At 70.3% G+C, this 17,058-nt stretch carries 14 protein-coding genes; 11 read left to right on the top strand and 3 right to left on the bottom strand.

Annotated elements, in window-relative coordinates; genetic code table 11:
• Positions 1-54: 54 nt before the first annotated feature.
• Positions 55-3,930: an ATP-dependent RNA helicase HrpA gene (gene hrpA, locus ITJ62_RS11145; RefSeq protein ID WP_194601975.1), complete on the bottom strand. Its 3,876-nt coding sequence runs from the start codon at positions 3,928-3,930 to the stop codon at positions 55-57.
• 192 nt (positions 3,931-4,122) lie between these two features.
• Here hrpA and ITJ62_RS11140 point away from each other — a divergent pair, with 192 nt between their 5' ends.
• The 11 genes from ITJ62_RS11140 (at position 4,123) to ITJ62_RS11090 (ending at position 14,950) form a co-directional block, all read left to right on the top strand.
• Positions 4,123-4,785 carry a hypothetical protein gene (locus ITJ62_RS11140; RefSeq protein ID WP_194601972.1) on the top strand — a complete coding sequence of 221 codons (663 nt, stop codon included), beginning with the start codon at positions 4,123-4,125 and terminating at the stop codon, positions 4,783-4,785.
• 3 nt (positions 4,786-4,788) lie between these two features.
• A complete protein-coding gene (locus ITJ62_RS11135) occupies positions 4,789-5,100 on the top strand; it encodes a transcriptional regulator (RefSeq protein WP_064296516.1) in 312 nt (103 codons plus the stop codon).
• Positions 5,097-6,008, top strand: a complete 912-nt coding sequence (locus tag ITJ62_RS11130) for an ABC transporter ATP-binding protein (protein WP_194601969.1) — start codon at positions 5,097-5,099, stop codon at positions 6,006-6,008. Before ITJ62_RS11135 ends, ITJ62_RS11130 begins: the two co-directional genes overlap by 4 nt.
• A complete protein-coding gene (locus tag ITJ62_RS11125) occupies positions 6,008-6,763 on the top strand; it encodes an ABC transporter permease (protein WP_194601966.1) in 756 nt (251 codons plus the stop codon). The genes ITJ62_RS11130 and ITJ62_RS11125 overlap by 1 nt, the downstream gene beginning before the upstream one ends.
• 200 nt (positions 6,764-6,963) lie before the next feature.
• Complete coding sequence (locus ITJ62_RS11120; RefSeq protein WP_194601963.1) at positions 6,964-8,463, top strand: aromatic amino acid lyase; 1,500 nt, start codon at positions 6,964-6,966, stop codon at positions 8,461-8,463.
• A gap of 217 nt (positions 8,464-8,680) precedes the next feature.
• Positions 8,681-9,550 carry an ABC transporter ATP-binding protein gene (locus tag ITJ62_RS11115; RefSeq protein ID WP_194601960.1) on the top strand — a complete coding sequence of 290 codons (870 nt, stop codon included), beginning with the start codon at positions 8,681-8,683 and terminating at the stop codon, positions 9,548-9,550.
• A complete protein-coding gene (locus ITJ62_RS11110; protein ID WP_079705429.1) occupies positions 9,547-10,257 on the top strand; it encodes an ABC transporter permease in 711 nt (236 codons plus the stop codon). Before ITJ62_RS11115 ends, ITJ62_RS11110 begins: the two co-directional genes overlap by 4 nt.
• Complete coding sequence (locus tag ITJ62_RS11105) at positions 10,254-11,060, top strand: ABC transporter permease (protein ID WP_194601957.1); 807 nt, start codon at positions 10,254-10,256, stop codon at positions 11,058-11,060. Before ITJ62_RS11110 ends, ITJ62_RS11105 begins: the two co-directional genes overlap by 4 nt.
• Before the next feature lie 89 nt (positions 11,061-11,149).
• Positions 11,150-12,085, top strand: a complete 936-nt coding sequence (locus tag ITJ62_RS11100) for an ABC transporter substrate-binding protein (RefSeq protein WP_194601954.1) — start codon at positions 11,150-11,152, stop codon at positions 12,083-12,085.
• Positions 12,086-12,217: 132 nt separating this feature from the next.
• Positions 12,218-12,997, top strand: coding sequence for a DUF1684 domain-containing protein (locus ITJ62_RS11095; protein WP_194601951.1), 780 nt, complete (start codon positions 12,218-12,220; stop codon positions 12,995-12,997).
• Positions 12,998-13,018: 21 nt separating this feature from the next.
• Positions 13,019-14,950 carry a thioredoxin domain-containing protein gene (locus ITJ62_RS11090; RefSeq protein ID WP_194601948.1) on the top strand — a complete coding sequence of 644 codons (1,932 nt, stop codon included), beginning with the start codon at positions 13,019-13,021 and terminating at the stop codon, positions 14,948-14,950.
• 34 nt (positions 14,951-14,984) lie between these two features.
• On the opposite strand, the gene ITJ62_RS11085 is transcribed toward ITJ62_RS11090, so the two are convergent.
• Positions 14,985-15,446 (bottom strand): rhodanese-like domain-containing protein, encoded by a 462-nt coding sequence (locus ITJ62_RS11085; protein ID WP_194601945.1) that lies wholly within the window; start codon positions 15,444-15,446, stop codon positions 14,985-14,987.
• A 72-nt stretch (positions 15,447-15,518) separates the two neighbouring features.
• Complete coding sequence (locus tag ITJ62_RS11080; protein ID WP_194601942.1) at positions 15,519-16,892, bottom strand: L-serine ammonia-lyase; 1,374 nt, start codon at positions 16,890-16,892, stop codon at positions 15,519-15,521.
• Positions 16,893-17,058: the final 166 nt, after the last annotated feature.

Genomic DNA, 17,058 nt, shown 5'->3' with positions numbered 1-17,058 from the left:
GGACATCGAGCCTGTCGAGATGCGCCCTTCGACAGGCTCAGGGACCGGGGATCGCTAGCCCGCGAGGACCTTCTGCAGGCGCTGCAACGACACCGACTCGGCCGTGCCCAGCTGCTGGGCGAACAGGCTGATCCGGAGCTCCTCGAGCATCCACCGGGCCTTCACGAGGTGCTCCGGAGCTTCGGTGGGCAGTGGGATCGTGCCGCCGGCGGCCTCGAACCGCGCCGACGCCGTCTGCGCCTCCGTCATCCACACCCGGTCGCGGTTCGGGTTGTCCGTCAGTCGCTCGGCGCGGTATCGGATGCCGGCGAGGTAGCGCGGCAGATGCTCGAGTCGTGCTGAGCCCGTCCGGGAGACGAAGCCCGGGAAGACCAGTCCGTCGAGCTGGCCCCGCATGTCGGTGAGGGCCGCGAGCAGCGTCATGCTCGTCGCCGCCTTCATGGCCTTCTCCGTGTCGCGCGCGGCCTGCAGGATGCGGGCGACGATGGCGACCGTCTGGAACATGCGGTCCATGACCGAGGCGGACACTCGGTCGCGAAGCGTCTCGTACTGCAGTCGGGAGAACACCTGTCCGTCGGGCACCACGCGGAACAGGACATCGTCGATGCAGGCGGCGAGGCAGTCCTCGAACAACGCCGGCGTCGACCGGTAGGGGCTCGTCGCGAGCGCGAGCTTCTCGTTGGCCTTGAGGTGCTGCTGCACGTAGGCCGTCGGGGACGGGATCGCGAGCAGGAGGAGGCGGCGCACCCCCGCGGGCATGGCGCGGGCCTGGTCGGCCTCCGTGCTCATGATCCGGATCGACACGCTCGTACCGTCGTCGACGATCGCAGGGTAGCCGCGGATCACGCCGTCCTCCTGGCGGATGTCGATGAAGCGGGGGAGGTCGTCGAAGTCCCACCTGGTGAACCCGGAGCGTTCGATGGCGTTGGGCGCTCTGGCGGCCGCGACCTTGGCGACGCTCGCCCGGGTGCGCTGCTTCAGGCGCTGCTGCAGCTCGACGAGGTCCTTGCCGCTGGCGAGCGTCCGGCCGCGCTCGTCGATGACCCGGAAGGTCACGAGCAGGTGCTCGGGGACGCGTTCCATCTCGAAGTCCGAGGCCGAGATGTCCATGTAGGAGAGCCGTTTGATCGCGTTCGCGAGACGGGTGGCGAACGAGTCCTCGGCGGCGGGACTGCCGGGGGCGACCGCCGGGACGTCGGCGGGGAGCTCGGCGAGCAGCTTCGCCGCCCAGTCGGCCGCAGGCACGATGTTCCGACGCAGGGCCTTCGGGAGCGCTTTGATCATCGCTGTGATGAGGTCCCGACGGAGACCGGGGACCTGCCAGTCGAAACCCGCGGGCGAGAGCCGGTCGAGCAGGGCGAGGGGAACGATGACCGTCACGCCGTCGTCGTCGCTTCCGGGCTCGAAACGGTAGCTGAGCTTCAACCGCTGATCGGCCTGCACCCACTCGGCGGGGAAGCGGTCCTCATCCACCGCCGGAGCGTCCTCGGGGAGGAGATCCTCCTGCCGCATCGTGAGCAGCTCGGGCTGCTCGACGCGCGACTTGCGCCACCAGGACTCGAAGCCCCGCGTCGTCGAGATCTCGGCAGGGACGCGGGCGTCGTAGAAGTCGAAGACGGCTTCGTCGTCGAAGAGGATGTCGCGGCGTCGCGTCCGCTCCTCGAGCTCGCTCAGCTCCTTGCGCAGTCGTCGGTTCGCGCGGTGGAAGTCGAACAGCTTGTCGCGACCGATGTCGTGGGTCCACTCGCCGTCGACGAGCGCGTGCCGCAGGAACAGCTCGCGGGCCTGCTCCTGGTCGATGCGACCGAACTGCACCCGGCGGCGCGGCACGATCGGCACGCCGAAGAGCGTCACCTTCTCGAAGGCGACGGCGGAACCCTGGTTCTTCTCCCAGTGCGGCTCGCTGTACGACCGCTTGCAGAGGTCGCCGGCGATCTGTTCAGCCCACGCCGGGTCGATCGAGGCGTTGGTCCGGGCGAACAGCCGACTCGTCTCCACGAGTTCCGCACTCATCACGGCGTTCGGCTGCTTCTTCGCGAGCGCGGACCCGGGGAAGAGGACGAAGCGCGTCTGGCGGGCGCCGATGTAGTCGCCCTTCTTCGCGGTCTTGGTCGCCGGTGGGGCGTTCCAGCCCTTCACGACCGGAGCGACGGTCTGGTCCTTCAGTCCGATGTGGGAGAGGAGCCCCGCGAGGAGCGACTTGTGGATGCCGTCGGGGTTCACCGCCGGCTCGTTGATCGTCAGGCCGAGGGGCTTCGCGAGCTGGCGCAGCTGGCGGTAGACGTCGTGCCATTCGCGGACGCGGAGGTAGTTGAGGAACTCGTTCTTGCAGAGCCGACGGAACGCGCTCGACGACAGCTCGTCCTGTTTCTCCTCGAGGTAGTTCCAGAGGTTCAGGAGGGCGAGGAAGTCGCTCGTGGGGTCGACGAACCGGCGGTGCAGTTCGTCGGCCTTCTGCCGGTGCTCGAGCGGTCGTTCGCGTGGGTCCTGGATGGTGAGCGCCGCGACGATCGCGAGCACCTCCCGCGACACCCCGTGCCGCTTCGACTCCACGACCATGCGCGCGAACCGCGGATCGATCGGCAGGCGGCTGAGGTCGCGCCCCACCCGCGTGAGGCGTGGACCGCCGCCGCGAGGTGACCCGTCGGCGAAGGTGCGCGTCTCGATCGCGCCGAGTTCGGACAGCAGGTCGACGCCGTCCTTGATGCCGCGGGCGTCCGGCGGTTGGAGGAAGGGGAAGGCGGCGATGTCGCCGAGGCCGAGGGAGATCATCTGGAGGATCACCGCGGCGAGGTTCGTGCGGAGGATCTCCGGTTCGGTGAACTCCGGGCGCTTCGCGAAGTCGTCCTCCGAGTAGAGGCGGATGGCGATGCCGTCGCTCGTGCGGCCGGACCGACCCGAACGCTGGTTCGCCGACGCCTGCGAGATCGCCTCGATGGGGAGCCGCTGCACCTTGGACCGCACGCTGTAGCGCGAGATGCGGGCGGTTCCGGCGTCGATCACGTACTTGATGCCGGGTACCGTGAGGCTCGTTTCGGCCACGTTCGTCGCGAGGATGATGCGCCGGCGGAGGCCTGCCACGGTCGACGGTTGGAACACGCGGTGCTGGTCGGCGGAGGAGAGCCGGCCGTAGAGCGGCAGCACCTCGGTGCCGGGCAGGTTGCGGCCGCGAATGGCGTCGGCGGCGTCGCGGATCTCCGTCTCACCGGACAGGAAGACGAGGACGTCGCCCATCGACTCTCGCGCCAGCTCGTCGAGGGCCGCGTTGATGCCTTCGAGGTAGTCGCGGTCGGCTGCCTCGGACTCGGGGGCGTCCTCATCGTCGTCCGTGGGCTCGTCGGCCACGAGCGGCCGGTAGCGGATCTCGACCGGGTACGTGCGGCCGGAGACCTCGACGATGGGCGCTCCGTCGAAGTGCTTCGAGAAGCTCTCCGGGTCGATCGTCGCGGACGTGATGATGACCTTGAGGTCGGGGCGCTGGGGGAGGAGCTGCTTGAGGTAGCCGAGCAGGAAGTCGATGTTGAGGCTGCGCTCGTGCGCCTCATCGATGATGATCGTGTCGTACTTGCGCAGCATCCGGTCGCGGTGGATCTCGTTCAGCAGGATGCCGTCGGTCATCAGCTTGATCTTCGTCGCCTTCGACGCCTGATCGGTGAAGCGGACCTGGTAGCCGACGATGCCACCGAGCTCTTGGCCGAGTTCCTCCGAGATGCGTTCGGCGATCGTGCGCGCGGCCAGTCGTCGGGGCTGCGTGTGCCCGATGGATTCGCGACCGAGCTCGAGGCAGATCTTCGGCAGCTGGGTGGTCTTGCCGGAACCCGTCGCCCCGGCGACGATGACGACCTGGTTCTCGCTGATGGCACGCGCGATGTCCGCGCGGGCGGCACTGACCGGCAGCTCGGGCGGGTAGGAGATTCGGAGGTCGGACATCAGCCCTCCATCGTATCGGGCTGGACCGGTCGTGCTGCCGCTCCGGGCCTCTTGATGCGGCGGACCCTTCCCCGGACCTTGAGCTTGTCGAGGGGCAGTTGGGCAGGCGCGCCTCGGTATGGAGTGGGCTTGTCCGCACGTTGTCTCGCAAACAGGGTTGCTTCGCAGAGTGGTTTGCGTTACAAAGTACATATGACTTCACCGATGGAACCCACCGACGGCTCGGACGCGCTCGACCCGGCCGCCATGCTCGCTCTGCAGGAGCGACAGGCGAGCCGTGTCGACGACATCTTCACGAGGCCCACCATCGCGATCGTGTACATCTGGGGTGTCGCGTGGACCGTCGGATTCCTCGCGCTCTGGTCCGCGAGCGACGAGAACCCCTGGTTCACCACGCCGCCGACGGTCGCCGGATGGCTCTTCGGGATCCTGATGGTCGGCGGCATCGTCTCGTCGTCGATCATCGGCTCCCGCGTGTCGCGCGGGATCCAGGGAGCACAGCAGGTGCAGGGGACCATGTACGGCATCGCCTGGGCGATCGGGTGCACGGCAGCGGCGGTGTTCGGAGGCGCTCTGTTCGCTGCGGGGATGGCACCCGCACTCGCCGCCATCTTCTACCCGGCCATCTACAGCCTCGTGGTCGGACTGCTCTACCTCGCAGGTGGAGCAGTCTGGCGCGACCGCCTCATGTACGGCATGGGTATCTGGATCATCGTGGTCGGCATAGCCGCACCGTTCTTCGGCTCGCCGGGCAACGCGCTCATCATGGCCATCGCCGGCGGAGGCGGGTTCCTCGTGTACGCGACGTTCCTCGAGGCGACCCGCCGTCGGCGTGCCCACCGATCGGCGGCGTGACCGATGGACGAACTCGACCCCCTCATCCACGCTCAAGCCCGCCTGCGCATCATGTCGACGCTCGCGGCGATCGACGCGGACAGCAGCATGTCGTTCCCCCGCCTGCAGGAGATGCTCGACATGACCGCCGGGAACCTGTCCACACACCTGCGGAAACTCGAGGACGGAGCCTACGTCCTCGTCACGAAGACCCACCGGGGACGCACCCCGGTCACCTACCTGGAACTCACCACGCTCGGGCGCCGCGCGTTCGAGGACTACATGACCGGCCTTCGAGCGATGCTCGGCGGCGCGTCGGGAACGGGGACATCATGACGATCACACCACTGGCCACCCTCGAGGGCGTGACACGACGTTACGGCGACGTGACCGCGCTGCACGACGTCGACCTCCGGATCGAGCCGGGCTCGCTCGTCGGGCTCCTCGGGCCCAACGGCGCCGGCAAGTCCTCCGTGCTCTCCCTGCTGCAGGGCACCCGACGTCCGACGACCGGCACGGTGACGCTCTTCGGCGGCGATCCCGCCCAAGCGGTCAACCGCACGCGGCTCGGATCGACACCGCAGGAGACGGCACTGCCGCCCACGCTCCGGGTGGGAGAGGTCGTCGACTTCGTCGGACGGCACTTCGCGGACCGCGTGCCGACGGCCGCCCTGGCGGAGCAGTTCGGTTTCGGCGACCTCCTCCGACGCCAGACGGGCTCGCTCTCGGGCGGCCAGCAGCGCCGCCTCGCGGTCGCACTCGCGTTCGTCGGCAGACCGCGTCTCGTGCTCCTCGACGAGCCGACGACAGGTCTCGACGTCGACGCCCGCCGAACCCTCTGGGACGCGATCCGCCGGCAACACGAACTCGGGGCGACGATCGTCCTCACCAGTCACTACCTCGAGGAGATCGAAGCGCTCGCCGAGCGCGTCGTGGTGCTGGGCGGCGGACGGGTCGTCACCGATGCCCCACTGCGCGACGTGCTCGGGCTCGTCGGCATCCACCGGGTGCGGCTCCGGACCACAGACCCCGGAGCGGTGGAGCGGCTCGCCGCGGTCGTCCAGGCGAGTCGTGACGGTGACGCCGTCGAACTGGACGTCCGTGACGCCGACGCGTTCGTGCGCGATCTCGTCCGGTCCGAGGTCCCGTTCACCGATCTCGCCGTGCGCGGCGCGACCCTCGAGGAGGCGTTCCTGACCCTCACCGCGGATGCCCGGGCGGACGCCGAACGGAGCGCCGCCTGATGGCCACCACACTCCAGCTCACCGCCCTGCACGCGCGGTACTCCCTGCTCGAGACCGTACGCGTCCCGATCGCGCTGATCGGCTCGCTCGTGTTCCCGGCGCTCTCGCTCCTGTTCTTCGTCGTCCCGCAGGCACAGGTCGCCGGCGATCCCGTCATCGCGACCCAGGCCGTCATCTCCCTCATCGTCTTCGCGGTGCTCGCCAACTCCCTGTTCGGCTTCGGCCTGACCATCGCCCAGGCGAGGGAGCAGGCGTGGGATCCGTACCTCCGCACGCTCCCGGTCACGGGTGTCGCCCGTGTCCTCTCGCACCTCTGCTCGGTCGGCCTCCTCGGGTTCGCGGCCGTCATACCGGTCGTGGTGCTCGGAGCGCTCCTGACCGCCGCCACCACGACTCCGATGGGATTGCTCGGCGGCATCGTGGCGCTCCTGGTGGGTGCCCTGCCGTTCATGCTCATCGGCACCGCGATCGGGTACGCCCTCCCCAGCAAGGCCGCGATCGCCGTGGTGCAGGTGGTCATGTTCTCGCTGGCCTTCGCCGGCGGACTGTTCATCCCGCCGTTCCTCTTCGCCCCGTGGCTCGACCGGCTGTCGATGTTCCTCCCGAGCCGCCAGACCCGGGAGCTCGTCGTCTGGGCGGTCCAGGGTGGCGAGTTGCCGTGGTGGTCGTGGGTCGGCGTCCTGGCCTGGACGCTCGTCCTGACCGTCGTGGTCCTCGCCCTCTACCGCCGCGACGAGGGACGCCGCTACCGCTGAGGTCGACGGACACCTCGCCGAACACCGGCCGTTCCCGTGTGCCGTCATACGTCGACACACACCGTGCACCGGCCGCCGGGCGCTCGTACGCTGACGTCCATCCCGGCCGGTCCACGGCCCCTCGACGAGCGGATGGAGCGACCCGTGTCCAGCAGCGCAGACCAGACGAACGCCGCCGACCGATCGACGGGCGTGCACTGATGGGAGCGCCCGTCGTGTTCGGCATCGGTCCGATCTCGGTCGACGACCTCGTGGCCGTGTCCCGTGACCACGCCATCGTCGTCCTCGACACCCCGGCGCTCGACCGCATCGGTGCCGGCAGGGCCATCGTCGACCGGCAGACGACGCCGGTCGGAGTCGGTGCGCAGGGTCCTCGGTCCCTCGGTCCACGGTCCCCGGGTCCCGGCGGGGGACGAGCGGCTCCGCGCACCGTGACGCTCGAGGCCTCGGCTCTGGAGGAGCGCGTCGTCCATGACCGCCGTGGCGGCATCGGACTGCCGCTCTCGGTGGACCGTGCTCGGGCGGTGGTCGCCGCCCGGCTCGCCGGCTGGACCCGTGGGGCATCCGGGATCCGCCTCGAGACGGCCGTGTTCGTCGCGGAGCTCCTCAACCGTGGGGTGACCCCGGTGATCCCGTCCGTCGGATCCCTCGGCGACGGCGACGAGACCCACCTGGCGTCCGTCGCGACGCTCGTGATCGGGCAGGGGGAGGCGGTCCTCGCGGGCGAGCGGCTCCCGGCGCAGGTCGCGCTGTCGCGGGTGGGGCTCGCGCCGCTCGACCTCGCTGTGCACGAGGGCTTGGCGTTCGTCCACCACAACGCCTACTCTCTCGGCGTCGGTGCGCTCGCACTCCACCGGCTCGGCGCGCTCAGTCGGCTGGCGGACACCACGAGCGCGCTCTCGTCGCGGGCCGCTGCGCGGTCCGGGCTCGGCGGGCGAGGACCGGCGTTCGACGCGAGGGTCCTCGCCGGCAGCCCGTCGGCGGGTACCCGGGCGAGCAGCGAGCGGATCTCCGAGTTGTTGGCGACGCCGGTCGACCCGAAAGGTGCGCGCGGCGGACGGGACCGGGACGGACTGCGGCTCCGCGCGACCCCGCAGATCAACGGTGCCCTCGCCGACGAGGTCACGGCGGCCGTCCTGCTCGTGGAAGCGACGCTCGGAACGGCCTCGGAGGATCCACTCGTCGATCAGGCGTCGGGTGTCCTGCGGACCGGCGGGTTGCTGCATGGCGCCCGGCTCGCCCGCGCCTTCGACGGGCTGCGCGCGGCCATCGCGCACACCGCCGCTGCCGCCGAGCGACGGCTCGGACGCATCGGCGGAGACGGTGCCGACCACCGGGGGACCGGGCACGGGCTCGTACCGGGTCGGCTCGGTCGGTCGGCAACGGACCTCGTCGCCGAGCTGCGCGTGCTCGCGACGCCGGTCGTCGCCGCCGGCGTGCCGGACGAGGACTCGGACGACCCGGCCTCCTTCGCCGGGACCTCGCTGCGACTGCTGGAACGCTCGACCGCCCTCCTCGCGGACGTGCTGGCGGTCGAGGCGGTCGTCGCGGCGGACGCGCTCGGCCCTGGCGAGCACGACGAATGGTCCGTCGGGCTCTCCGTCGCCCACGCCGGCCTCCGGTCGGCGATCGAGCAGGAGCTGCACGGTCAGCAGCTCGTCACGGCGGCGCTCGCCGCGCTGGGAGTCGACCGATCCTGAGCCACGGCGGCCGGGCGGTGGCCGTGCGCGGACGCGCCCACGCCGTCGCATGCCATGTATTTCGACACGTGTCGAGGGGGTGGGCGATGTCAGTGCCCTCCGGTAGGTTCGGACCACCGACCGAGAGACGTTCAGCGAGCCACCGACCGCGGCGGCGACGACCCTTGGAAGACGACCTGTCACGAACAGCCGTGCAGAGAAGAGGCATCGGTCCAGCATGATCTCCTTCGAACACGTCTCCAAGCGCTTCGACGACGGCACTCTCGCGGTCGACGACTTCTCCCTCAAGATCCCGTCGCGGTCCACCACGGTCTTCGTGGGGTCATCAGGCTGCGGCAAGACCACGCTCCTGCGGATGATCAACCGCATGGTCGATCCGAGCGAGGGACGCATCGTCATCGACGACGAGGTCGTCTCCGCCGTCGACCCCGTCCGTCTCCGTCGCCGCATCGGCTACGTCATGCAGAACTCCGGTCTCCTCCCGCACCGCACCGTGATTGACAACGTGGCGACGGTGCCCATGCTCACCGGGGTCAACAAGAAGCAGGCCCGGGCGGACGCACTCACCCTCCTCGACACCGTCGGACTCGACCGTGCGCTCGCCGACCGGTACCCGAGCCAACTCTCCGGCGGCCAGCAGCAGCGCGTCGGCGTCGCACGAGGCCTCGCGATCGACCCGAACATCCTGCTGATGGACGAGCCGTTCGGCGCCGTCGACCCGCTCGTGCGTGCCGAACTCCAGCGGGAGCTGCTGCGACTGCAGCGCGACATCGCGAAGACGATCGTGTTCGTCACCCACGACATCGACGAGGCCTTCCTCCTCGGCGACCAGGTCGTCATCCTGCAGAAGGGCGGCCACATCGCCCAGGTCGGCACGCCGGCCGAGATCGTCGCCAACCCGGCCGACGACTTCGTCGCCCAGTTCATCGGCGCCGATCGCGGCCAGCGGACCCTGCACGTCGAGCGCGTCGACGGACGCGACGTCGTCGTCGACGAGTCGGGCCGCCCCGCCGGTGTCCTCGGAGCCGGGCCCCGCGCAGGCGACCGCCCGGGCCTCGACGTCCGGAAGGACGGCGCATCCACATGAGCTGGGTCATCGCGAACTGGGACATGATCTGGGACCTCACCCTCACCCATGTCCAGCTGAGCCTGCCCCCGATCATCCTGGGGTTCCTCATCTCCCTGCCCCTCGGCTGGCTCGCACACCGGTACCGGTGGTCGCGTGGCGTGCTGCTCACGCTGAGCGGCATCCTCTACGCGATCCCGTCCCTGCCGCTGTTCGTCCTCATGCCGTCCCTCATCGGCACGAAGATCCTCGATCCGGCGAACGTCGTGATCGCGCTCACCATCTACGCCGTGGCCCTGCTCGTCCGCACGGTCGCCGACGCGCTCGACGCCGTCGACGCCGGGGTCCGGCAGTCGGCACAGGCCGTGGGGTTCTCCACCGGCCAGCGGTTCTGGCGGGTCGAGTTCCCGTTGGCCGGTCCGCTCATGCTCGCCGGCATCCGGGTGGTCTCCGCGAGCACCATCAGCCTGCTGAGCGTCGGCGCCCTCATCGGCGTGACGAACCTCGGCTACCTCTTCACCGACGGCTACAACCGGCAGTTCCCGATCGAGATCCTGACCGGCATCGTCGGGACGGTCGTGATCGCGATCGTGTTCGACGTCCTGCTGGTGCTCCTCGGACGGCTCCTGATGCCGTGGACGCGGATCAGCTCGAAGGGTGCGATCCGTCGTCGTCGTGCGGCCACCGAAGCCCGTGAGCTGGCGACCGCCGGGGGAGGAGCCGCATGATCAACTTCCTCGCCGCCTTCGCCTGGATCTTCGACCCCGCGCACTGGGAGGGCCCCGGCGGCATCCCTGTGCGGGTCCTCCAGCACCTGGCCGTGACCAGCCTGACCGTCCTCATCGCCTGCGTCATCGCGATCCCACTGGGGCTCCTCATCGGGCACACCGGAAAGGGGCGGGAGATCGCGGTCGCGATCACCGGCGCGCTGCGGGCGTTGCCGACCCTCGGTCTGCTCTCGCTCCTCGCGCTCATCACGCTCGGGTGGGGTTTCTCCAGCACGAGTCTCGTCCCGGCGATCACGGCCCTCGTCGTGCTCGCCGTCCCGCCCGTCCTGGCCGGTGCGTACGGCGGTGTCGAGTCGATCGACCGCCAGACCATCGACGCCGCGCGTGCCGTCGGGATGAACGAGTGGCAGATCCTCGGCAAGGTGGAGATCCCGCTCGCCCTCCCGCTCATGATCGGTGGCGTCCGCTCGGCGGTCCTGCAGACGATCGCGACCGCCACCGTCGTCGCGTTCCTCACCAACGGCCCCGGCCTCGGTCGCTACATCCTCGACGGCCTCCCGGTACGGGACTACGCGCAGATGCTCGCCGGCTCGATCATCATCATCGTGCTCGCCCTCCTCCTCGAAGGCGTCTTCTCCCTGCTGCAGCGCGCCGTCGTGCCGCGCGGCGTCCAGGCGACCCACACGCGGGTCGACGAGACCAGGGGTCACGCCACCACTGGCGGCGACCGGTCCACCGCACCAGACCCCGTCGTCGCAGAAGCGGAGGCGAACATGCAGACCGCGGCATACCGCAACGACTGACGCGTTCCACCATCCCGGGTGACAGCACCGCCCGGCTCCCAGACCCACAACGGCACCACCGTTCTCGCCCATCACAGATAGGAAACACCATGTTCACAGTTCGACAGGGTCGACGCCTCGCCGTCGGCATCGCCGCGACCGCCGTCGCGGCCCTCGCGCTCAGCGCCTGCTCCGCAGGCGACCCGACCGCCGGGGAGACCGCGGCATCCGACACGATCACGGTCGGCTCCGCCGGATTCCCCGAGTCGGAGATCATCGCCCAGATCTACATCCAGGCGCTCGAGGCCAACGACATCAAGACGGCCGAGTCCCTCAACATCGGCGCGCGCGACGTCTACATCGCAGCGCTCGAAGACGGCTCGATCGACCTCGTCCCCGACTACAGCGGCAACCTGCTGCAGTTCTTCGACGACTCCGCCACCGCCACGTCGAGCGACGAGGTCTACTCCGCCCTCCAGGAGGCCACGCCGAAGGGCTACGAGGTCCTCGACCAGTCCAAGGCGGAGGACAAGGACTCCTACAACGTCACGAAGGAGTTCAGCGAGGCGAACAACGTCACGAGCCTCGCCGATCTCGCGGCGCTCACCATCCCGCTGGCCATCGGCGGCGCACCCGAGTTGGCTGAGCGCCCGTACGGCCCGAAGGGCCTGACCGAGGTGTACGGCGTCCCCGCCGACAAGCTCACCTTCGTCCCGATCAGCGACGGCGGCGGCGCACAGACCACCGCGGCCCTGCTCGACGGCACGGTCCAGCTCGCCGACATCTACACCACGACCCCGTCGATCACCGAGAACGACTTCGTCACGCTCGAGGACCCGGAGAACCTGATCCTCCCGCAGAACGTCCTGCCGCTGATCAACTCGGCCAAGGCCAGCGACAAGGTCAAGGAGGTCTTGAACGCCGTGTCCGCGGAGCTGACCACCGAGGACCTCATCGAGCTCAACGCCCGCAACCAGGGCGACGAGAAGGCCGCTCCGAAGACCCTCGCTGCCGACTGGCTGAAGGACAAGAAGCTCTTCAACTGAGCAGCAGCCACACGTCGATGGCGTCGTCCGGTTCTCCGGGCGGCGCCATCGCGCTGTTCGCGGGCAGCGCATCCGGCTGCAGCCGGATGTCCAGGGGGTCTCCGACACCTGAGGAGTTGGTAGCGTCAGGGTATGAGTTCCGAGACCCCCGCAGAGTTCATCGCGTCCTGGACCGCCTGGCACACCGCTCGCGAGCGTTCCGTCCGAGCATCCCACGGTATCGCCGCCCTCCGGTTCACCCACTGGCTGACCGAGGAGGCGACCGCCCTCGAGGGCGCGCCGGGCACCTGGCGTGCGGACGCGACCGGCATCGTCGGTGAGCGGCTCACGGGTACCGGACTGACCACGCCGAGCGGCGCGCAGATCATGACCGACCGCGTCGAGCTGGTGCACGGCGACGAACTGCACTTCGGTGACGCGCTGCTCCGAGGCATGGAGCGGGACGGCGTCTACGCCCTCCGCGTCCTCGACCCGGAGGCGCCGACGCGGACCTCGCTCGAAGGCATCAGCGCGTTCGCCCCCGACGTCGCCTGGATCCGGCCGGCGCGGTTCGTGCCGTCCCCGGACGTCACGGTCGAGACCGAGTCGATCGACGGCCACGTCACGACCGAGACCCCCGTCGGCCGGGTCGAGTTCGAGCTCGGTGACGAAGCGGTGTCGCTGACGGTCACGGGCGGCCCGAACGGACTCTGGGCGGTCTTCTCCGACGGCACGAGTGGCGACGAGAGTTACCGGTTCCGGTTCATCAGCATGCCGGCCCCGACCGCGGACGGCCACGTCCTCGTCGACTTCAACCGCGCGTACCTGCCGCCGTGCGCGTTCAGCGACCACTACGTGTGCCCGCTGCCTGCGCCGAACAACCGGCTCCGCACGCGGATCACGGCGGGCGAGCGACTGCCGCTCGGCCAGTAGGTCCCGGGCCACGGACCCCGCATGACGAACCGGCTCGCCGAGGCGATGAGCCCGTACCTCCGCTCGCACGCCGAGCAGCCGGTCGACTGGTACCCGTGGGGGCCCGAGGCCTTCGCCGAAGCGGCCCGTCGTGACGTCCCCCTGCTCGTCTCGATCGGCTACTCCACGTGTCACTGGTGTCATGTGATGGCACGCGAGTCGTTCTCGGATGAGCACATCGCAGAGCTCCTCCGACGCGACTTCGTGGCGGTGAAGGTCGACCGCGAGGAGCATCCCGACGTCGACGCCAGTTACCTCGCCGCCGCCGGCGCGTTCACCCGTGACCTGGGTTGGCCGCTGAACGTGTTCGTGACGCCGCGCGGACACGTCTTCCACGCGGGGACCTACTCGCCGCCCGTGCCGCTCCGCGGGCATCCCTCGTTCCCGCAGCTACTCGAGGCCGTCCGTATCGCGTGGACCGAGCGACGGGAGCAGGTCGTCGCGAGCGCCGACGGACTCGCGCGGGCGATCGCCGAGACGATGTCGTCCACGGATGACGCCCCGCTGCCGGAGCCCGCTGACCTCGACGCGGCGATCGTGGCGGTCGAGGCGCTGGAGGACCGGGAGCTCGGCGGCTTCGGCACGGCTCCGAAGTTCCCGATGGCCCCGCTGTTCGACTTCCTACTGACGCCCCGCGAGGGGGAGGTCGCCCGCCGCGGTGTCGACCTCGCGCAACGCACCCTCAGGACGATGGGGGCCTCGGCGCTCCGGGATCCGGTCGAAGGCGGGTTCTTCCGGTACGCGGTCAACCGGGACTGGACCGAGCCGCACTACGAACGCATGCTGACGGACAACGCGCTCCTCCTCACCGCGTACACGCGGGCCTGGGCCGAGCGCCCGAGCTCGTGGGCGGCCAGTGTCGCCACCGGGATCGCCGAGTTCCTCATCGGCACGCTGCAGCAGCCGAGCGGCGGTTTCGGGTCGGCGCAGGACTCCGAGAGCGTCGTCGACGGCGTCGGATCGGAGGGTGGCTACTACCGACGCGATGTGGACGGCCGGGCGATGCTGACCCCGCCGGCCGTTGACCGCAAGGTGCTCACCGGTTGGAACGGGCTCGCGATCGGCGCGCTGGCGGAGGCCTCGACGGTCTTCGACCGGCCCGAGTGGCTCGAATCCGCGAGGTGGGCGGCGGACGCGGTGGTCGAGAACCACCTCGGCTCGGACGGCACGCTCGCCCGGGCCTCGCTCGACGAACGGCGGTCGGGTGCGGCGGCGGCCCTCGAGGACTACGGGATGCTCGCGGAGGGGCTCCTGCGCCTCGGCCTCGCGACGGGCGAGGTCCGCTACGCGGAGGTCGCCCGCGACCTCGTCGACCGGTGCTTGACCGGCGAGACCGTGACCGACGACACCGTGACCGTCGCCTCCTCCGCCACGGTGGCCGGCTTCATCCTGCCGGGCGGCGGCGACCCGGTGCTGTCGGCCCAGGGCATGCGGATCGACGGCGACCCGTCGGAGGGCGCGTATCCCTCGGGGATATCCTCGCTCGGACGCGCGTCGCTGCTGCTGTTCCAGCTGACGGCCGACGGCCGGTTCCGCGACGCCGCCGCGGGCGCGGTGCGGTTCGCCGCGTCGGCTGCGCTGTCGGCACCGACCGCGTTCGGCGCGAGTCTGGCCTTGGCGGCATCGCTCACCGGGCCGGCGTCGCAACTGATCGTCGTCGGGCCGGATCGGGCGGACCCGGACGAGGACGAGGATCGCGCGACGGCGGACCGGGCGATGCGCGACGCGGTCAGGACGCGCCGAGATGACGTCGTGGCGGTGGTCTCCGAGCGGCAGGCCGCGGCCTGGGCGGCGGTCGGGTTCGACGTCTTCGCCGAACGGACGAGTCGGGACGGCCGGTTGACCGCCTACCACTGCCGGGACTTCGTCTGCCGCCTCCCCGTGACGGATGTGGCGCAGCTCGACGCCCGCTGAACCAGCGTGCCCATCGCCCCGACACCTGGGTGGGTCAGGCCCCGAACGTGCCGTCCGGTCGGCCGAAGCGCAGCTCGCGGGCTTCGGAGCGCCAGCGCCCGAGGCCGCCGTCGAGGAGAGCGACGCGCTTGTATCCAGCTCCGGTCAGCGCCGCACGGAGGCGCTCGGCGGAGCGCCCGTCCAACTGGTCGTACAGGACGACCGTGTGCTGCTCCGTGACGCCGATGGCCGCCGCGCCGCGTCGGACCTCCTCCGGTGAGGATGCTCCGAGCCCCTGGTGTGCGTCGAGCAGCTCGACGAACACGGCGCCGGGTACGTGCCCGTCGAAGAGGTACAGGTCGTAGCCGCTCACCAGTCGCACCGGGCCGCCGTCCAGCGCAGGCAGCTCGACGACACTCGCGTCGAGGACGATGAGGCTCTCGCTGCCGAGATGGTCCGCGAGCCACTGGGTGGAGACGAGCGGGTCCACCAGGAACGGCGCGTGCGTGGAGGTCATGCGCCCACCGTAGGAGGCCGCGGCCCGGATGACCACGGTGGTCGGCAACACGCGGTCACACGACGCCGCGGTTCAGCACTCGATGACGTTGACCGCGAGACCGCCCTCGCTCGTCTCCTTGTACTTCGTCGACATGTCGACACCGGTCTGGCGCATGGTCTCGATCACGGTGTCGAGCGACACCAGGTGCGTCCCGTCGCCGTGCAGCGACAGGCGTGCGGCGCTGACGGCCGTCGAGGAGGCGATCGCGTTGCGTTCGATGCACGGGACCTGGACGAGCCCGCCCACAGGGTCGCACGTGAGGCCGAGGTGGTGCTCCATCGCGATCTCCGCGGCGTTCTCGACCTGACGCGGTGTGCCGCCGAGGACGGCGCACAGGGCACCGGCGGCCATGGCGCACGCGGAGCCGACCTCGGCCTGGCAGCCGCCTTCGGCCCCCGAGATGGACGCATTAGCCTTGAAGAGCGAGCCGATGGCGGTCGCCGTGAGCAGGTACCGACGGATGCCGTCGAGCGAGGCTCCAGGGACGAACCGCAGGTAGTAGCTCCCGACGGCCGGGATGATCCCCGCGGCCCCGTTCGTGGGTGCGGTCACGACCCGTCCGCCGGAGGCGTTCTGCTCGTTGACCGCCAGGGCGAACGCGTGCAGCCACTCAGTGGGGAGCTCACGCCCGCTCTCGGCCTCGGCCACGTCGAGGCGCTCACGGACGGCACGTGCCCGGCGCTTGACGCCGAGACCGCCCGGGAGGGTGCCGGTGTCGGCGAGCCCGGCGGTCACGCACTCGTGCATGGCCGTCCAGATGGCGTCGAGGCCGGCGTCGACCTCGACCGCCGACCGCAGGGCTTCCTCGTTGCGTCTCGCGATCGCGTCGATCGGGAGCCCCGTCTCGTCGCAGAGCCCGATGAGCGTCTCAGCGGTCCGGAACGGCATCGGCACGGGTGTCGACGGGAGCACCGTGCTCGGGTCGTCGCCGTCACGACGGATGAAGCCGCCGCCGACCGAGTAGTACGTCTCGGAGCGCACGGGGAGGTCGCTCCGCTGATCCCAGGCGTGGAGCGTCATGGCGTTCGGATGGCCCGGCAGCCTCGTCCTGGGCACGAACGAGACGTCGTCCTTCGAGAACGCGATGGCACGCGTTCCGGCGAGCGTGAGCGGAGCGCCGTCGGGGTGGTCGCTCCAGGCCCGTCGGACCTCGGCGGGATCGCACCCTTCGGGGGTGAGCCCCTGGAGTCCCGCGACGACGGCGTCGGGGGTGCCGTGGCCGATGCCGGTCGCGCCGAGCGATCCGTACAACGAGCACGTGACGCGGTCGACCCGGTCGAGCAGTCCGTCGTCCGCGAGCCCGGTGGCGAAGGCCAGGGCCGCCCGCATCGGTCCGACCGTGTGCGAGCTGGACGGCCCGATCCCGATAGAGAAGAGGTCGAACGCGGACACGTATGCGGTCACTGGACGACCCCCTTCGGTGCGACTGGCTCCTCTCACTCTAAGCGTCTTCGGCGCCGGGTGCGGTGTCAGCGGCCGTCAGCGGGTGTCAGCGGCAGGTGAGCGATCCGTGAGTGCCCCCGCCCACACTGTTGTCCAGGTCGCCCACCGGCGGCCCACACCTGATTTC

The organism is Plantibacter sp. VKM Ac-2876 (assembly GCF_015350715.1).
GTDB lineage: Bacteria > Actinomycetota > Actinomycetes > Actinomycetales > Microbacteriaceae > Plantibacter > Plantibacter auratus.
Note: the sequence above shows the minus strand (reverse complement) of the source record. Positions and strands in the feature narration are given on the sequence as shown.